Annotated in this window: 10 protein-coding genes and 1 pseudogene; 4 read left to right on the forward strand and 7 right to left on the reverse strand. The window is 72.6% G+C overall.

Translation table 11 applies throughout. From position 1 onward, the window contains the following. Positions 1-39 precede the first annotated feature (39 nt). From JK363_RS09555 to pulA, 3 genes are all read left to right on the forward strand, one after another. On the forward strand, positions 40-1,746 hold the full coding sequence (locus JK363_RS09555; RefSeq protein ID WP_201873869.1) for a glycoside hydrolase family 13 protein: 1,707 nt from the start codon (positions 40-42) through the stop codon (positions 1,744-1,746). Continuing rightward, positions 1,731-2,777 carry a LacI family DNA-binding transcriptional regulator gene (locus tag JK363_RS09560; protein ID WP_215910763.1) on the forward strand — a complete coding sequence of 349 codons (1,047 nt, stop codon included), beginning with the start codon at positions 1,731-1,733 and terminating at the stop codon, positions 2,775-2,777. The genes JK363_RS09555 and JK363_RS09560 overlap by 16 nt, the downstream gene beginning before the upstream one ends. Positions 2,778-2,976: 199 nt before the next feature. Then, entirely contained in the window at positions 2,977-5,613 is a 2,637-nt protein-coding gene (gene pulA, locus JK363_RS09565) for a pullulanase-type alpha-1,6-glucosidase (protein WP_201873873.1), read from the forward strand. Positions 5,614-5,796: 183 nt separating this feature from the next. Here pulA and JK363_RS09570 read toward each other — a convergent pair whose 3' ends face one another. The 6 genes and pseudogenes from JK363_RS09570 to JK363_RS09595 all read right to left on the reverse strand — a co-directional run bounded on the left by JK363_RS09570 (position 5,797) and on the right by JK363_RS09595 (position 14,969). Further along, a complete protein-coding gene (locus JK363_RS09570; RefSeq protein ID WP_201873874.1) occupies positions 5,797-7,743 on the reverse strand; it encodes a hypothetical protein in 1,947 nt (648 codons plus the stop codon). An 81-nt stretch (positions 7,744-7,824) separates the two neighbouring features. Continuing rightward, a complete protein-coding gene (locus tag JK363_RS09575; protein WP_201873877.1) occupies positions 7,825-10,965 on the reverse strand; it encodes an alpha-N-acetylglucosaminidase in 3,141 nt (1,046 codons plus the stop codon). Positions 10,966-11,090: 125 nt separating this feature from the next. After that, on the reverse strand, positions 11,091-11,738 hold the full coding sequence (locus tag JK363_RS09580; RefSeq protein WP_201873879.1) for a LuxR C-terminal-related transcriptional regulator: 648 nt from the start codon (positions 11,736-11,738) through the stop codon (positions 11,091-11,093). A gap of 197 nt (positions 11,739-11,935) precedes the next feature. Next, positions 11,936-12,529, reverse strand: coding sequence for a hypothetical protein (locus JK363_RS09585; protein ID WP_307821663.1), 594 nt, complete (start codon positions 12,527-12,529; stop codon positions 11,936-11,938). 227 nt (positions 12,530-12,756) lie between these two features. Further along, positions 12,757-13,618, reverse strand: a pseudogene (aac(3), locus tag JK363_RS09590) (aminoglycoside 3-N-acetyltransferase). Positions 13,619-13,691: 73 nt separating this feature from the next. Next, positions 13,692-14,969, reverse strand: coding sequence for a sensor histidine kinase (locus tag JK363_RS09595; RefSeq protein ID WP_201873884.1), 1,278 nt, complete (start codon positions 14,967-14,969; stop codon positions 13,692-13,694). A 253-nt stretch (positions 14,970-15,222) separates the two neighbouring features. On the opposite strand from JK363_RS09595, the gene JK363_RS09600 reads away from it, so the two are divergent. Beyond that, positions 15,223-17,436: an MMPL family transporter gene (locus JK363_RS09600; RefSeq protein ID WP_201873885.1), complete on the forward strand. Its 2,214-nt coding sequence runs from the start codon at positions 15,223-15,225 to the stop codon at positions 17,434-17,436. A gap of 106 nt (positions 17,437-17,542) precedes the next feature. Here the strand turns inward: JK363_RS09600 and JK363_RS09605 are convergent, their stop codons facing one another. Next, complete coding sequence (locus JK363_RS09605) at positions 17,543-18,148, reverse strand: winged helix-turn-helix domain-containing protein (RefSeq protein ID WP_201873887.1); 606 nt, start codon at positions 18,146-18,148, stop codon at positions 17,543-17,545. Positions 18,149-18,176: the final 28 nt, after the last annotated feature.

The raw sequence follows: 18,176 nt of genomic DNA on the forward strand, positions 1-18,176 counted from the left end.
GTGATCGAACCGACGCTTTCCGATGAATCCAAGGACACCATGACGCAGTACCTCGCCGACCCCTCGGCCGACTCTTCGGGCTCGGTTCGCCTCCGGGCGCTTTCATCCGGAGGCGGGAATGTCCCGGCCTGGTGGCGGGACGCGGTGATCTACCAGGTCTATCCGCGGTCCTTCGCCGACGGCAACGGGGACGGCATGGGCGACCTCGACGGCATCCGCGCCCGGCTGCCCTATCTGAAGGAGCTGGGCGTGGACGCCGTCTGGCTCAGCCCCTTCTACGCCTCCCCGCAGGCCGACGGCGGATACGACGTCGCCGACTACCGGGCCATCGACCCCATGTTCGGCACCCTGCACGACGCCGACGCGCTGATCCGCGACGCCCACGCCCTGGGCCTGCGCATCATCGTCGACCTGGTCCCCAACCACTGCTCCGACCAGCACCTGTGGTTCCGCCGGGCGCTTGAGGAGGGTCCCGGCTCCCCGCTGCGCGAGCGGTTCCACTTCCGCCCCGGACAGGGCGCGGACGGGGAACTGCCGCCCAACGACTGGGAGTCGATCTTCGGCGGGCCGGCCTGGACCCGTGCCGAGAACCCCGACGGCACCCCGGGGGAGTGGTATCTGCACCTCTTCGCCCCCGAGCAGCCCGACTTCAACTGGGAACACCCCGCCGTCCAGGACGAGTTCCGCTCGGTGCTGCGCTTCTGGCTCGACCTCGGCGTCGACGGCTTCCGCATCGACGTCGCCCACGGTCTGGTCAAGGCGGCGGGGCTGCCCGACCTCGGCCGCGCCGAACAGCTGAAGCTGCTGGGCAATGACGTCCTGCCGTTCTTCGACCAGGACGGGGTGCACCACATCTATCGCAGCTGGCGCACCGTCCTGGACGAATACCCCGGTGAGCGCATCGGGGTCGCCGAGGCGTGGACGCCCACCACCGAGCGCACCGCGCTGTACGTCCGCCCCGACGAACTGCACCAGGCGTTCAACTTCCACTTCCTGGCCGCCGACTGGGACGCGGCACGGCTGCGCGAGGTCATCGACGACTCCCTGGACGCGATGCGGCCGGTCGGCGCCCCCACCACCTGGGTGCTCTCCAACCACGACGTGGTCCGGCACACCACCCGCTATGCCGACGGCGACCCCGGGCGCGGGCTGCGCCGGGCCCGCGCCGCGACCCTGCTGATGCTGGCGCTGCCCGGCTCCGCCTATCTCTACCAGGGCGAGGAGCTGGGGCTTCCCGAGGTCACCGAACTGCCCGACGAGGCCCGGCAGGATCCCGCGTTCTTCCGGCGCGCCGCGGGCGGCGGCCAGGACGGGCTGCGGGACGGCTGCCGGGTGCCGATCCCGTGGTCGGGCACCGAGGCCCCGTACGGCTTCGGCCCCCACGCGGGCGGCCCCAGCTGGCTGCCCCAGCCCGACAGCTGGGCCGCGCTCAGCGTCGAGGCCCAGACCGGCCGGCCGGGTTCGACGCTGGAGCTGTACCGCGAGGCGCTGGCAATCCGCGGTACCCATCCGGCGCTCGGCGCGGGGGAGTCGGTGGAGTGGCTGACGGCGCCCGACGGGGTACTGGCCTTCCGCCGCCGGGCGTACGGCGAGGGACCGGACTTCGCCTGCACGGTCAACACCACCGGGGAGCCGGTCACCCTGCCCGTACCGGGCCGGGCGCTGCTGTCCAGCGACGGGGAACCACCCGGCTGCGACGGGGAGTTCACGCTGCCCGCCGACACGGCCGTCTGGTGGGCGGTGTGAGCGCACCCCTGCCGCCGCGGCTCGCCGACATCGCCGTCCAGGCACGGGTCAGCGAGGCCACCGTCAGCCGGGTGCTCAACGGCAGGACGGGGGTCGCGGACACCACCCGGCAGCGGGTGCTCGCCGCCCTCGACGTCCTCGGCTACGAGCGGCCGGTACGGCTGCGGCGGCGCAGCGCCGGACTGGTGGGCCTGGTGATCCCGGAGCTCATCAACCCGGTCTTCCCCGCCTTCGCGCAGGTCATCGAACAGGTGCTGGCCGGACACGGCTACACCCCGGTGCTGTGCACCCAGTTGCCCGGCGGTGCCACCGAGGACGAGCTGGTGGAGCAGCTCGAGGAGCGCGATGTGGTCGGCATCGTCTTCATGTCCGGACAGCACTCCGACACCACCGCCGATCCGGCCACCTATCTGCGGCTGGCCGAGCGCCGGGTGCCGTTCGTACTCATCAACGGCTACCACGAGGGCATCCGGGCGCCGTTCGTGTCCCCCGACGACCGGTCGGCGGCGCGGATGGCCGTGACCCACCTCGCCGCGCTCGGCCATGAGCGGATCGGGCTCGCGGTCGGGCCCGCGCGGTACGTTCCGGCGCGGCGCAAGGTCGAGGGGTTCACGGCGGCCATGGGCGAGCTCTTCGGCGTCACGCCCGCGGAGGCGGGGGAGTTGGTGCGGCACACCCTGTTCAGCGTCGAGGGTGGGCAGGTGGCCGCGGCCGCACTGCTGGACCAGGGCTGCACCGGCTTTGTGTGCGGCAGCGACCTGATGGCGCTGGGGGTGATCCGGGAGGCGTCCCGGCGGGGGCTGACGGTGCCGGGGGACGTCTCGGTGGTCGGCTTCGACGACTCCCCGCTGATCCCCTTCACCGACCCGCCGCTGACCACGGTCCGCCAGCCGGTGCAGGCGATGGCCACCGCGGCGGTGGGCGCGCTGCTGGAGGAGATCGCCGGAAACCCGGTGTCGTGCACCGAGTTCGTCTTCCAGCCCGATCTGGTGGTGCGCGGCTCCACCGCGCAGGTCCGCCGCGGCGGATGACCACCGGGGCGGATCACCAAGGGAGGACCGCCGAGGGGGAGATGACCGGTCCGACCGGCCGGGCGCGTGGGGCCCGCGCACGGGCCCCCGGCCGGCCGGACCGGAGACGTGCTTGAACGTAACACCGCCGCAATCGCTTGCGAAAGGTCTTGCAGCAAGGAATCGTCCGCGCCCCGGACCACGAAGGAGTCCCCACCCCGTGAACCGCACCCTCCGCCGCACCGCCGCCGCCCTCGCCGCCCTGGCGTTGTGCACGGCGGCCGCCCCCGCGGCGCGGCAGCAATCCGCCGCCGCTTCCGCCAAGGCCCCCACCGCCGCGGCTCAGTGGATCGACCGCTCCACCGTGGTGTGGAAGGTCGAGCCCGGCGACTCCACCGCCGAGGAGCTGCGCTCCTCGCGCGGCGGAGCGCTGCGGCTGTCCCCGACCTCGCTGACCGGAGCCCAGAAGGCGGCCTATCCCCATCTCGCGTCCTTCCCCGCCTTCGCCGTCGACCCCCGGGACCGCGACAAGGCCGCGACCGCACTGCGCGGCCATGTCACCGCCGTCCAGCAGGAGTCCACCGGTGACCACCGCGTCCTGCGCCGCACCGATGTGCAGATCCCCGGAGTGCTGGACGACCTCTACGCACCGGCCGCCCGCCGCGCCCACCTCGGCCCGGTTTTCCGCGACGGCCGCCCCACCCTCTCGGTCTGGGCGCCCACCGCCGAGAGTGTGGCGCTCGAACTCGACGGGCGCACCGTCCCGATGCGACGGGATGCCGCGAGCGGGGTGTGGAGCGTGACCGGTGGCGCCGACTGGCGGGACAAGCCCTACCGCTACCGGGTCCGGGTCTGGGCGCCCACCGTGCGGAAGGTGGTCACCCATAAGGTGACCGACCCCTACGCCACCGCCCTGACCGCCGACTCCACCCACAGCCTGGTCACCGATCTCGCCGATCCGAAGCTGGCCCCGGCCGGCTGGGCGTCGCTGAAGAAGCCGAAGGCCGTACCCGAGCGCGACGCCCGGATCGAGGAGCTGCACATCCGCGACTTCTCCATCGCGGACCGCACCAGCGCCCACCGCGGCCAGTACCTCGCCTTCACCGACCGCCGCTCGGACGGGATGAAGCACCTGAGAGAGCTGGCCCGCGCCGGTACCTCCTACGTCCACCTGCTCCCCGCGTTCGACTTCGGCACCGTCCCCGAGCGCCGCTCCGACCAGACCGAGCCCGGCTGCGCACTGGACTCCCTGCCCGCAGACTCCGAGGAACAGCAGTCCTGCGTGGGCAGGACGGCCGCCAAGGACGGCTTCAACTGGGGCTACGACCCCCTGCACTACACCGTGCCCGAGGGTTCGTACGCCGCTGACCCCGACGGACCGGCCCGCACCCGCGAGTTCCGGCGGATGGTGCAGGGGCTGAACCGCGCCGGGCTGCGCACCGTCATGGACGTCGTCTACAACCACACCGTGGCCTCCGGACAGGACCCGACGTCCGTGCTCGACCGGATCGTGCCCGGCTACTACCACCGGCTGCTGGACGACGGCACCGTGGCCACCTCCACCTGCTGCGCCAACACCGCGCCCGAACACGCCATGATGGGCAAGCTGGTGGTCGACTCCGTGGTCACCTGGGCCCGGCAGTACAAGGTCGACGGCTTCCGCTTCGACCTCATGGGCCACCACCCCAAGGCCAACATCCTGGCCGTCCGCACGGCGCTCGACGCCCTCACCCCCGCCAAGGACGGGGTGGATGGCAAGGCGATCCTGCTCTACGGCGAGGGCTGGAACTTCGGCGAGGTGGCGAACGACGCCCGCTTCGTCCAGGCCACCCAGAAGAACATGGCCGGCACCGGGATCGCCACCTTCAGCGACCGGGCCCGGGACGCGGTGCGCGGCGGCGGGCCCTTCGACGAGGACCCGCGGGTGCAGGGCTTCGCCTCCGGTCTGTACACCGACCCCAACTCCTCCCCGGCCAACGGCACCCCGGACCAGCAGAAGTCCCGGCTGCTGCACAGCCAGGACCTGATCAAGGTCGGACTCTCCGGCAATCTCGCCGACTTCACCTTCACCGACACCACCGGCCACCGGGTCAAGGGCTCCGAAGTCGACTACAACGGTTCCCCGGCGGGCTATGCCAGGGCTCCCGGCGACGCCCTCGCCTACGCCGACGCCCATGACAACGAAACCCTCTACGACGCGCTCACCTACAAGCTGCCCGCCCGCACCCCGGCCGCCGACCGGGCCCGGATGCAGGTGCTGGCCATGGCCACGGCCACCCTCTCCCAGGGCCCGGCGCTCAGCCAGGCCGGAACCGACCTGCTGCGCTCCAAGTCCCTGGACCGCAACTCCTTCGACAGCGGCGACTGGTTCAACGCCCTGCACTGGCGCTGCCAGGACGGCAACGGCTTCGGCCGCGGACTGCCCCCGGCCGCCGACAACAAGGCCAAGTGGCCCTACGCCAGGCCGCTGCTGACCGACCCGGCGGCCCGCCCCGGCTGCGCCGAGATCACCTCCGCCTCCGCCGCTTACCGGGACCTGCTGCGGATCCGCACCACGGAGAAAGCGTTCAGCCAGGCCACGGCCGAGGGGGTGCAGCGGGCGCTCTCCTTCCCGCTGTCCGGGACCGGAGAAACACCGGGCGTCATCACCATGCGGCTCGGCGATCTGGTGGTGGTCTTCAACGCCACCCCGGACCGGCGGACGCAAGCCGTGGCGGACCTCGCGGGCACCCCGTACGCCCTGCATCCGGTGCAGGCGCACGGCGCCGACCCCACGGTCAGGACGGCCTCGTACGAGCGGTCATCGGGCACCTTCACCGTCCCCGGCCGGACGGTCGCGGTCTTCACCCGGCGGTAGCGGGCCGGGCCCGAGGTGACCGGCTCCAGGGCCCCTGAGCGGCCTCGCTGACGTCCGGTGCGGTTCGGGTGCGCCCCGAAGGGGCGCGGGGCTGTGTCGATGTGCGGCTCCGCCGCGTGGGCGACCGGCCACGACGCGGCCGCAGACGCAAGACGGCATCTCGCGGCACTTCCCGCGGAGCGCTCAGCGCAGGGCGCCGAGCCGGTCACCGCCCGACAGCCGGGCCTTGAGGTCCGCGTGCGCCCCGGCCTTGGCGGGCAGCGTCAGCGCCCGGCCCCACGCCCGGCCCCGGACCCCGCCGCTCGCCGAGATCGCGGTCACCTGACGGCTGCCCGCCGCCAGCAGATACCACCGCCCGGCCTGCGACTTCCACAGCACCCCGGCCAGCACCCGCGGCTCGCGCGGCCCGCACGCCGGGGAGTTGTCGGCGCTCGCGGCCACGGCACCCGCCGCGCCCCGCCGCACACCCCACGGCTGGAACTGGGCCAGCACCCGGCTGCCCCGGCCCCGCCAGGTCTCCGCCCGGGTGCACAGCCAGGCCGCCCGGCCGCCCGCCTCCGGCAGCGACTGGGCCGCGAACCGCCAGGTGTTCACACTGCGCACCCCGCGCGCCTGCATCAGCGGCAGCCGGCAGGCCGTGTGCGCCCAGCTCGTCCGCGCCGCGCGGCCCGCCACATCGTGCGGCGCCCGCCGCCCCGGCGCGCCGTACGTCAGCCGGGCCGGGGACAGCTCACCGAGGTCGACCACCAGCCGCGAGCCCAGCTGGAGCGCGGGCCGGCCACGGCACGGCCGCAGCTGCGGCATCGTCCGCACCGGATCGGTCACCCCGTCCGGGGCGCGGTGCAGCGGACGCGGCCGCTGGGCCGGGTGCAACAGGTCCCGCACCGAGGCGCGGCGCACCCACGGCGCCGTCAGATAGCGCACATTGCCGTCCGCGCGGGTCAGCACCAGCGCCGTGGCGGTGGCCGCGTCCGCGGCGTCGAGCCGGGCCAGGTCCAGCGCCACCGCACCGCCCTCGGCGCCGTCCGCCTCCGCGTACCGCGCGATCCGCAGCCCGTCGTACAGCAGCACCACCGCGGCCTGGTCCACCTCGCCCGCGTACAGCAGCTGTGGCGGCCCGGACGGCGGTCCGGACTGGGTCCCCGCCGTGGTCGAGATCCGCACCGAGCGGCCGGGCCGCGCCCAGACCGCCAGCGCACGGCGCAGCAGTGCGGTGTCATGCGTCCGCTCGCCGCGCGCCGGCCACGCCGAGAAGTCCACCCGGCTCGCGGTGCGCCACGCCTCCGGTGCCGCACGGGTCAACCGGTGTGGATCCAGGGCCCGTTCGGAAGCGGGGTTACGGGCGTACGAGGGCGCCGCGGCACCGCTGGGCCCCCAGCCCTCGCCCGGCATCCCCAGGAGGGTGCCGCACACCAGCAGCGCCACCACGGCCACCAGCAGCGCCCGCAGATGCTGACGGCGGCGCATCAGGTCGGTCGGCCGCGCCTGGAGCGAACACGGGTCGAACTCGGCCGACTCCAGCGGCGATCCGTCCCGGCTGCCCGCGGGCTCCGGCACATCGTCCGCCTCGGCGAGGGCGCCGCGCGCGTCGTCGACCCCGGCGGACTGGAGCAGCTTGCGCACCTCGCGGTCCTCAAGACGCTCCAGCTCCCGCAGCACATACGCGGCGCGGCCGGGGCCGGAGAGCTCGGACAGCGCCTGGTCCAGGGCGAGTTCATCCGCCCCGCCCGAGCGTGGGAACAGCCGCAGCCCGAACACCTGCGGCAGCAGCGGCGGAAGCTGCCACCAGCGGCGCGGCCCGGCGGCCCGCAGCGCGGTGCGCAGCACCCGCAGCCGGACGTAGGCGTAGCCCGCGTCGGCCGCCGCGCCCTTCGTCCCGCGCTGCCAGGGCAGTTCGAGATCGGGGTGCGGCTCGGGCCCGCCGCCGGTCCGGTTGCGCGGCAGCGCGCGCTGCGCGAGCGCGTGCGCGGCCAGCACCCGGCGGGTGCGCCCCATACCGGGCGGCAGGATGAGATATCCCAGCCGCACCAGCCGCGGGTAGTGCTCGACGATGGCGGCCTCGGCCTGCTCGACGTCGATCGGGCCGGTGGTGTCGTCGTCGAGGGTGGCTGTCGCCTGCTGCTGTTCCACGTTCCGTAGAACGAGTGGCGGGGCGGGTTGGTCACCTCGGGGACCCCGCGACGGTCACCCGCCGCGGGGCCGCCGGAGCCTTCAGGAAACCTTCCAGCCGCTGAACTCCACGGTGCCGCGGGCCCCGCTGCCGCCGCTCGCCGCGCTCATGAACATCCCGGCGTCCTGCGCCGCCGCCGCGCCCGGCACGGTCACCGTGGCCACCTTTCGCCAGCTCGCGCCCTCGTCGGTGGACATCTCGCCGGTGAAGGTGGCGGCGGAGGCGCGGGTCAGCCGCAGCAGCACGGGCGCCTTGACGCCGGTGATCCGCTGGTAGGTGTCCAGCGTGCCGTCGCCGTTGGCGTCGTACGACAGCACCACCCCGTTGGCCGGGGTGACGGACAGATTGACGAAGCCGGGCGAGCCCGCTGTGGCCAGCGCGTTGCGGACGACGATCCCGGCGCGTGCCCACGGGCCGGTGACCGACTGCGCGTTCACCGTGACGGTGGCCGACTTCCCCACGGTCAGGGCCCCTTCGCGATAGGCCGCGCCGAACTCGGCGGTGGCTTTCCACAGGTCCTGGCCCGCGCCGTCGATGGCGAACGCCTGCGCCAACTGCCCGAAGACCGCACCGTTGTTGGTGACGGTCCGCCAGCCGTCGGCGAGCGGACCGGCGATCCACAGGGTGCCGGTGCTCAACGCCCGTACCCGGTCCTCACCGCGCGGCCCGTAGGTCACGCCCAGTTCGTACGGCAGGGCCTTGAGCGGGTGCTCCAGCGGATCGGCGGGGGCGGTGGCGCGCCAGTGGACCTCACCGGTGCCGCCCGCCCGGACCGAGTCCAGCGAGGTGGGCCCCTGGGGCTCAGGCTCCGTACCGGTCACGGTCAGCTCGAAGTCCACGCGGCCGGTGGCGCGCAGCCCGTTGACGTTGCGCAGCGCCGCGATGACGGCGGCGGTGCCTCCGGGCGGCATGGCGGCCGGTTCCGCGGTGACGCTCAGCGTGCCCTGGTACGGGGCCTTGGCCAGGGTTTCGTGGACCCGCTGTGCGGTGCGGTGGGCGTCGGTGGTCGGCCGCACCGGATAGCCGGTGCGCTCCCGGGTCCATGGCTCCTCCATGGCGTACCAGTCGAAGGCACCCGGGGCCCGCCCTTCGGCGAGCGCGTCCTCCAGCTCGTCGAGATAGCGGCGCCACTGGGGGAGGTGGAAGTCGGCGATGAGGCCGTTCCAGTCGCGGTTGGCGTAGTTGGCCAGTTTGCCGCCGTCGGCGGTGACCTTGTCCGCCCAGGTGGTGATCAGGGTCCGGGCGGCGCGCTCGAGCTGAGCGGACTCCGTCTCGCCGGTGGCCATGCGGGTGGCGTCCGCCAGCCAGGGGCCGAGGAGGAAGCGGCGGTGCGCGCCGGTCATGTCATCGCTCAGCCGCATCAGTTTCAGCCACAGCCGGGACAGCGCGCGGAAGGTGGTGAGGTCCTTGCGCTGGTACGCCGCCTGGAGCTGGGGGATCAGTTGCCAGGACCGGTTGGCCAGCGCCTGCCGGGCGATATCGGTCAGATCGTGGCGGTAGGCGTCACTGTCGCGCAGCGCGGGCCGCACCGCCAGCAGCGCCGCCAGGGCCGGATCGAAGGCCGCCGGGTCGAAGGCGGGGGTGTGGGTGGCGTAGTGGGTGCCGGAGCGCGCGGTGAGGCTCGGCCGGGCGGCGAAGACGGAGTCATGCGGACGGCCGTCCCTGCTGCTGATCTCGTACGCGGTGTCGCGCAGCGCGGCGTACGCCTCGCGGGCCCGGTCGTCACGACCGCCGAGCCGGATGTCCGCGTAATCCTGGAACCAGGCGGTGCGGTCCACCGGCTCGTCCCGCCACGCCAGCTCGCTGAACAGCTCGAAGGCCGCCGGGTCACGCTCGGCCGCCTCGGCCATATAGGCCGTGCCGACCAGTGTGCTGCCCGCCTTGTCGCGCCACTCGGTGAACCGCTTCGCCCACATATGGGTCTTGGCGCCGATGGTGGTGCGGCCACCGAAGTTCGGGATGGTGCCGAACGCGTACGGCACCGAGCCCCAGTCCTTCTCCCGGTCGGTCACCGTGTCCAGGTCCGACAGACCGTCCACCACGAGCATGTGGTCGTGGTCCACCGCGTCCAGCAGATCCCGCCGGGGGTTCTCCTGCCAGCCGAGGATGACCCAGGTGGCGCCGGGCCGGGCGGTCCGGAGCGCCTTCTCCACCGCGCGGGCGGCATCGGGCACCGGAACGTCGCCGGGGTCGCCGCCCTCGTGCAGCAGATCCATCTTGAACAGGTCGACCGGTCCGAAGAGATCGTGCTGATGCCGGTAGAAGGCGGCGGCCACCTTCCGGAAGGACTCGGTGCGCGGGTCGAGCCAGTCGGGGCGCTTGAGCCCTGCCCAGTCGCCCTGTGGCACCGTACGCGCCCCCGCGTTGCGGTCGGCGAAGCCGTCGGGGACGGTGCCGAAGTAGCCCGGGAGCACCGGCCGCATCCCCAGTTCGCGCAGCCGGTCGGCGATCCGGCGCCCCAGCTCGGCCCGCTTGGCCAGCAGTTCGGGGGAGACGGGACCGCCGTAGGCACTCATGTTCTGGAGCAGCCACCAGGGCTGGTGGGAGGGGGCGGGAATCCAGGCGCGGGCCTCGGCGTCGGAGTAGCCGAAGTCCTTCAGCAGCCGGTGGGAGACGACCTCCTGGCCCGCGGTGACCAGAAGTTCGTTGCAGCCGTGCAGGGCCGCGATATCGATCAGGTGCTCCCAGCGATCCCAGTCGGCGAACGGCGCGGTGTAGCCGTCGTGGGTGTCGTTGAACGCGAAGCGGTGCGGGAGCGCGGTGGACCGCCGGACCGGGCGGTGCGGCGCGGGCAGCGTCCGCGGCAGGTTCAGCTGGTCGCCGGACCAGGTGAGCTGGGCGTGGCAGCAGTACTTCAGATACCAGTGGACGCCGGTGAGCAGCACCGCCGGACCGGTCCCGGCCACGGTCAGCCGCCCCGGGGAGCCGGTGACCTCGAACCGGTCCTCGCCCTTCTCGGGCTCCAGTGCCTTCAGCCGGAACTGCTCCGCGTGGTCCGGGAGGAGCCGCCGCAGCGCGGCGTGCGCGGGTCCGGTGTCAAAAGCGGTCACGGCGGGATCCTGTGGGCTGTGCCGCGCCCCGGTCCGACTCTCCGCTGCGGCGGGGAGGGAGCTCCCCAGCGCGGTTCCGGCTCCGAGTGCTCCGGCGGTTCCGATCAGCGTGCGTCTGCTCAGGTCGCTCATGCGCCCCCCAACGGACAACGGCCAACGGTCCATCTCCGCACGGCACTTAACCAGCGTTGCGAGGTGGGAGCAATGGGGCGCGCGAGGCGCGGACGTTCCGCCGTGCCACCGGGCCCGTCATGTGCTCAGCCGTGGTCGAGATAGGCCAGGACGGCCAGCACCCGGCGGTTGTCGTCGTCGGAGGGCGGCAGCCCCAGCTTGCCGAAGATGTTCGAGGTGTGCTTGGCCACCGCCCGCTCGGTGACCACCAGCTGTGCCGCGATCGCCGCGTTGGACCGCCCCTGCGCCATCAGCTCCATCACCTCACGCTCGCGCGGGGTGAGCCGGCCGATCGGCCGGTCCTGGGAACGCCGGTCCAGCAGCTGTGAGATCACCTGAGGGTCCATCGCGGTGCCGCCCTCGGCCACCCGCCGCACCGCGTCCACGAACTGGTCCGCGTCGAACACCCGGTCCTTGAGCAGATAGCCGATGCCACCGCTGCCGTCGGCCAGCAACTCACGCGCGTACAGCTGCTCCACATGCTGGGAGAGCACCAGCACCGGAAGGCCGGGCCGGGCCCGGCGCGCGGCCAGGGCACACTGCAACCCCTCGTCGGTGAAGGACGGCGGCAGCCGTACGTCCACCACCGCCACATCGGGCTTCAGCTCCTCGAAGGCCCGGGTGAGCCCGGGGCCGCTGTCGACGGCGGCCGCGATCTCGAAGTCGTACGCCTCCAGCATCCGCACCAGCCCGTCCCTGAGCAGAAACAGGTCCTCGGCGATCACAACGCGCACGTGACGGCTCCATGAAGTCATCGGGCCCCAGTCCCCCGACAGGGCGGCCGGGGCGACGGGACGGACAGGGCGGTGGCAGGGCGAACGCGTTGAATGTACCGCTCCCGGGGGGCAGTTCCCGGGTCCGCGCGGCGGCCGGGCAGAACGCACCGGGCGGGCCGGTCCCTGAGGGTCCGGCCCGCCCGGTGGGCGATGGATCAGCCCTTGACGGGCCACTCCAGGGGCTCGTTGTAGAAGCCCTGCGTCAGCTCCACCGCGGCGGCCTTCTGGCCCTCCGGGATGAGGAAGGTGGTGCAGATCTTCTCCGACTGCCCCGGCGTGAGCTTCTTGGTGTCGTCGGGCGCCGGGCAGTCCTTCCACTTCGCCTCGCCCAGGAGCACGATGAGGGCGCGGGTGCGCTTCTCGACGTTGGTCCGCATGACCAAGTCGTCGTCCATGTCGTCGATCTCCATGGCCTTGCCGCTCTTGTGGGTGAGCGTGGACCAGACATGGACCGGAATCTGCGGACCGTCCTCCTTGTCCTTCTTCAGGCCGGAGGCGTCCATTTCGGCCTTGGTGCCGGTCACCACCTTGGTGGGCGTGACCGTGAAGGTGGCGCCGGAGGATTCCTTCATATCGCTCTTCTGCGGCGGGCTGGCCTCACCGAGGCGGAAGGTCTGCTGCTCCTTCTTCGCCGGCGCGGAGCTGGACACCTTGCCCTTCTTCTTTCCGTCGGACTTCCCCTTGGAGTCCGAGCCGTTGCAACCCGTCAGGGCCACGGCAAGCGCCACCGCGCCCAGCGTCGCCGGCACAGCACGAGCCCACGTTCGCATGTTGTCCTCACTCTCCCCGTTGCGTAGTGCGATCCCGGCCGGCCGTTCCATGGCATCTGCGCCGAGTCGAGACGCGGGCCCCTCCGGCCGTGCGCGGGCGCGCGAAGGCGCGGCAGCGCGGATGATGCCGGGGGACATGACGTCGGGAAGATGTTAGCGAGTGGCCGGATCTCGTCGTCAGGTGGCGGCCCCTTTGACGACGGGCCCTACGGACGGGTCCGCCCGCCGAGCTTCTCCTCGATCCAGCCGACGCCGAAGCGCACCACCTCAGGCGCCTCGAACAGATGGCTCTCGGCCGCGCCGACCGTGCCCCGGACACCGAACCCCGCGGCCAGCATGTCCCGCGCGATCACCGTGAACGGCCACTCGCCCTCGGGCACCACCGCGGAGTAGTCGAACGCCTCCTCCTCGGTGTCGATGTCATGGAAGCGCCGCCACTCCCGCCGCCCGTCGACCAGGATCGGCTGTTCATAGCTGACGTACCGCTTGCCGGGCGCCTCCGCCAGCGCCTCGGCGTGGTGCAGCAGCGTGATCGTGTCCAGCGGGGCGCCGAGCAGCAGCACCCGCCCGCCCCGCGCGACCAGGCGCGCCAGCGGGCTGCCGGGGCCGTGCGGTTCGTCCCACGGGTGGTCGGCCATCAACTCCCCGGCCGCCGCCCCGACCGCCACGAAGCTCGCGTCGGGATGGCGGCTGCGGACCGCCCCCGGCCAGTGCCGCAGCGCCTCCGGCAGCCTGCCGTTTGTTGTGGTCCGCCTCGCTCAGCTCCGGGTCGTAGGCGGGGTGTTCGGCGCGGACGGCCCGCTGCCACTCCTCCGGCCACTCGTCCAGCTCGTACGGCGGAGCGTCGTTCCAGCCACAGGACGCCATCAGGGTGCCGTTCTCGCCCACGACATCCAGCAGCGCGCCGATGACGGTGGGCGGGCCGCCCGCCACATAGCCGAGGGCGGACATCCGGGTGTGAAACATGACCGTGTCGCCCTCGGCCAGACCGAGCGCCCGCAGCTCCGCGGCCAGCCGGGTCCTGGTCACCGGTCCGCCGGAGCGCTCCAAGAGTTCCATCTCGTCCACACCGCCACCCAAGCAAAGGCGGGCTGATACGGCATCACCTTTTTGCCCGGGGCTTCTGCCGGGGCGGAGTGGATCAGACCGTGGGCCGGGGCGCGCCGAGGACGCAGGGGATCTCCATCGTCACCATGGTCGGTCCGCCGGGCGGGCTGCTGACCGCGAAAATGCCGTCGAAGGTGCCCAGGCGCCGTTCGACCCCGCTCAGACCGCCGCCCGGCGCGATCCGGGCGCCGCCGTGGCCGTCGTCGGTCACCACGATCCGCAGGGTGCCGCCGTCGTGCTGGAGATCGACCCACATCCGGGTGGCGCCGGAGTGCTTGGCCGCGTTGGTGAGCACCTCGCTGACCGCGAAGTACGCCGCCGACTCCACCGGTTCGTCGGCCCGGCCCGGCAGCTCCACGTCCACCTCGACGGGGATCGTCATCCGCAAGCCCAGCGCCCGTACCGCGTCGCCCAGACCGCGTTCGGCCAGCACGGGCGGATGGATGCCGCGGACCAGGTCGCGCAGTTCGGTCAGAGCCTCCGCCGAGTCGGTCCGGGCCGCGGCGAGCAGCTCCTTGGCCTTGGCCGGATCCTTCTCGATCAGCGCCTCGATGGTGCCCAGGCTCATGCCCATGGCCACCAGCCGGGCCTGGGCGCCGTCGTGCAGATCGCGTTCGATACGGCGCAGTTCGGCGGCGGAGGTGTCGACCGCGTCATGCCGGGTCTCGGTCAGCCGCCGCACCCGCGCGGCCAGCGTCATCTGCGGGGTGGGGGCGAGGAACGCCCGGGACACCAGGAACCCGGTGCGCAGCAGCAGGGGCGAGATCACCAGACCGATACCGAAGAAGACCACACCGAGCAGCCCGGCGAGGAGGGCGGTCGACTGGGAGTCGACGGGGATGAACGCGTACCAGTAGGTGCCGCCCGCGTTCACCACCGGCTCCCACACACCCGCGGCCATGACCCACCCCTCCACCCCGTAGGGGATGAACGCGAAGGCCAGCGCGGCCAGGAACAGACCGCCGATCATGTCGTAGAACAGCCACAGCAGATCGCGCCAGGTCGCCGGGTCCTTCAGCAGGAAGGCGCACAGCTCCACCTGGCCGGTGATACCGGCCCGCCGGTCCTCGGGCAGCGGACGGTAGGGCACCGGGATCTTCACATCCGACCACCGGGCGGCCAGCAGCCGCCGCTGATCGGCGTGCATACGTACCAGCTTCACCATCGCGGGGGTGGTGAGCACCCCCAGTCCCAGCGGAATGAAGCAGACGGACAGCACCATCAGCGTGAACAGCGGGATCGATCCGAGCGCCGTGATGAACAACAGCGCCAGCCCTCGTGCGCAGGCCGTGAACCCGCTGCGTGGCTTCATCCGTCATCCCCCTTGCTGGTGTTCGTTGGCCGTGGTGGTGCTGCCGGAGCATGGCTGGGCACGTTCAGTCTGCCGGTGTGCTCACCTCGCGGTCACGGGGGATCGGCCCCGTCCGGGGGTGTAGCTGGCCCCACCTCCTGGCCTCGCCTTTCGGCTCCGCGAGCGGGTGGCTGTCCGGCTGGGGCGCGAGCGCGCGGATTTCTAGCGTCGAGGACATGACCGAATCAGTCCGTACCTCCACGGGAGAGACGCCATGAGCGCATCGAGGCAGGGCCTGGCCGTGCGGCTGGGCGGGTGGAGTACCCGCCACCGCAAAACCGCGATCATCGGATGGCTGCTGTTCGTCGTGGTCGTCGCCGTGGTCGGCGGGATGTCCGGGGCCAGGGAGATGACGGAGTCCGAGGGCGGTACGGGCGATTCCGCACGCGCCGAGAAGATCCTGGAGGACGCCGGACTCCAAACCCCCGCCGGGGAGATGGTGATGGTGCGCGGCGAGCGGCCGGACGGCTGGCGCGCCGCCGCCCGTGATCTCACCGCACGTCTGGAGAGGACCGGGGAGGCGGTGCGGATCCAGCCCCCGGTGCGTTCGGAGAATGGACGTGAGGCGCTGATCAGCTTTGAGATCAAGGGCGATCCGGACACCGCCGGGGAACGGGTGGAGCCGGTGCTCGACGCGGTCCGGGCCACCGAGGCCGCCCACCAGGGCATCACCATCCATGAGTTCGGCGACGCCGGCTTCGACCACATGCTGAACGGAATGCTCACCGACGACCTCAAGAAGGCCGAGCTCACGGCGGTGCCGCTGGCGCTCGGCATTCTGCTGGTGGTCTTCGGCGCGCTGGTGGCGGCGCTGCTGCCGGTGCTGCTCGGGGTGACGGCCTGTGTCGGCACCTTCGGACTGCTGGCGTTGATCAGCCATCGGCTGCCGCTGTTCGAGTCCACCAACTCGGTGATGTTCCTGGTCGGGCTGGCCGTCGGCGTCGACTACTGTCTGTTCTATCTGCGGCGGGAGCGCGATGAGCGGGCCGCGGGCCGGGACGCGGCCACGGCGCTGCGGATCGCGGCGGCCACCAGCGGCCGGGCGGTGCTGGTCTCCGGGATCACGGTCATGCTGGCGATGTCGGGCATGTTCCTGTCAGGGCTGCTGCTCTTCAAGGGTTTCGCCGTCGCCACCATCCTGGTCGTGCTGATGGCGATGCTCGGTTCGGTGACGGTGCTGCCCGCGATGTTGTCCTGGCTGGGCGACCGTATCGAGGCCGGGCGGCTCCCGCTGCTGAACCGCCGCCGGAAGAAGGGCGTGCACACCAGCGGCGGTCTCTCCGTACGGCTGATGCGCCCCGTGCTGGCCAGGCCGAAGGTGTTCGCCGTCGTCTCCGGTGCGCTGCTGCTGGTCCTGTGCGCCCCCGCGCTGGGGATGAAGACCGAACAGCTCGGCATGGAGAAGCAGTTCGGCTCCGACGCCGAACTGACCGTGGCCTTCGAGGAGATCACCGGAGCGTTCCCCGGCGGCCCGGACCCGGCCGAGGTGGTCGTGCGCGCCGATGACGTCGGCTCGTCCCGCTTCGGCGCGGCCGTCGCCGATCTGAAGAAGGAGATCGCCGCGTCGGACCGGTTCCGGAAGCCGGTCGATGTGGAGCTGCACCGGAAGGAGGGTGTGGCTCGGATCGAGGTGCCGCTGTCCGGCGACGGCAAGAACGCCGCCTCCGAGCGCGCCCTGGACACCCTGCGCGACGATCTGGTGCCGCGCATCCTCGGTCCGGTCTCCGAGAAGGCGTACGTGGGCGGTCAACTGGCCGCGGACCGGGACTACAACGACCAACTGGAGAGCGATATCGCCCCCGTCTTCCTCTTCATCGCGGCCGTGACCTTCCTGCTGATGCTGGTGTGCTTCCGGTCGGTGCCGATCGCCCTCGCCTCGATCCTGCTCAACCTGCTGTCGGTGGGCGCCGCGTACGGCACGATGACCGCCGTCTTCCAGCACGGCTGGGGCGCCGAACTGCTGGGGATGGAACCGGCGGGCGCGATCGAGTCGTGGATGCCGCTGTTCGTCCTGGTCATCCTCTTCGGGCTGTCGATGGACTACCACGTCTTCGTGGTCTCGCGGATCCGTGAGGCCCATGTCCGGGGTCTGACCACCCGCGACGCGATCCGCGAGGGCATCCGGACCACGGCGGGTTCGGTCACCGGGGCGGCCGCCATCATGGTCGCGGTGTTCGCGGTCTTCGCCCTGCTCCAGATGCAGGACATGCAGCAGATGGGCGTCGGTCTCGCGGTGGCGGTGCTGGTGGACGCCACGCTGGTGCGGATGGTGCTGCTGCCCTCGGTGCTGGCGCTGCTGGGCGAGCGCGCCTGGTATCTGCCGCGAGCCCTGCGGTGGCTGCCGCGGCTCGGACACGGTGAGGAGCCGGTGCCGAACCCGGCCGGGTCGGCCGCGGCCCCGCAGCCGCCGGTGTCGGCGGGCCGCTGACATCCGCTCACGGCAATCGCTCATGGCATCGGTCGTGGCATCGCCGCCCCGGACAGGTCCGTGGACCTGCCGGGGCGGCGGCGCGTGACGCGGATTCCGGGGTGCGTCAGCCGGTGGGCGCGGGGGGCGCGGGGGGCGCGTACTTGTAGCCCACCCGCCGCACCGTCACGATCGTCCCCCGGTGCTCGGCGCCCAACTTACGGCGCAGCCGGGCCACATGGACATCGACGGTCCGGCCGTCGCCGACATGTCCGTACCCCCACACCGTGGTCACCAGCTGATCACGGGTGTGCACCCGGTGCGGATGGGCGACCAGATGGGCCAGCAGCTCGAACTCGAGATAGGTCAGCTCCAGCGGCCGGCCCGCGATCTGCGCGGTCCGGTGGTCGGGGTCGATCCGCACCAGCCCGTCGCCGCCGCCCGCCGTCACGGCCGCGGTGGACGGTGACGGGGCCGCCGCGGAGGCCGCGGGATCCTGCCGGTCGGCGGGGACCAGCACCAGATAGCCCACCATCGGCGGATGGCCGGGCAGTGCGGGCAGAGTGTGCGGAGGAGCGGGCAGCCAGGTCGCACCCGGGTGCAGCAGCTCCGCGACCGGCGGCACCTCGTCCGGCGCAACGGCGCGCAACCGTTGACGGTGGGCGGACGCCACCGGGGCGCCGGGCGGGGTGGCGAGGGCGGGGGAGGACGACAGACTACGGACGTTTGTCATGGGAGTCAGCTCTTTCGCGCTCGAGAGG

Origin of the sequence: Streptomyces coffeae, assembly GCF_016741875.1 — a bacterium.
Lineage (GTDB): Bacteria > Actinomycetota > Actinomycetes > Streptomycetales > Streptomycetaceae > Streptomyces > Streptomyces coffeae.

Bases quoted from the DNA above. Each gene is read 5' to 3' on its own strand.
- JK363_RS09555 (WP_201873869.1), top strand. From the start codon at position 40: ATGACGCAGTACCTCGCCGACCCCTCGGCCGACTCTTCGGGCTCGGTT.
- JK363_RS09575 (WP_201873877.1), bottom strand. From the start codon at position 10,965: ATGAGCGACCTGAGCAGACGCACGCTGATCGGAACCGCCGGAGCACTC.
- JK363_RS09595 (WP_201873884.1), bottom strand. From the start codon at position 14,969: ATGAAGCCACGCAGCGGGTTCACGGCCTGCGCACGAGGGCTGGCGCTG.
- JK363_RS09600 (WP_201873885.1), top strand. From the start codon at position 15,223: ATGAGCGCATCGAGGCAGGGCCTGGCCGTGCGGCTGGGCGGGTGGAGT.
- JK363_RS09605 (WP_201873887.1), bottom strand. From the start codon at position 18,148: ATGACAAACGTCCGTAGTCTGTCGTCCTCCCCCGCCCTCGCCACCCCG.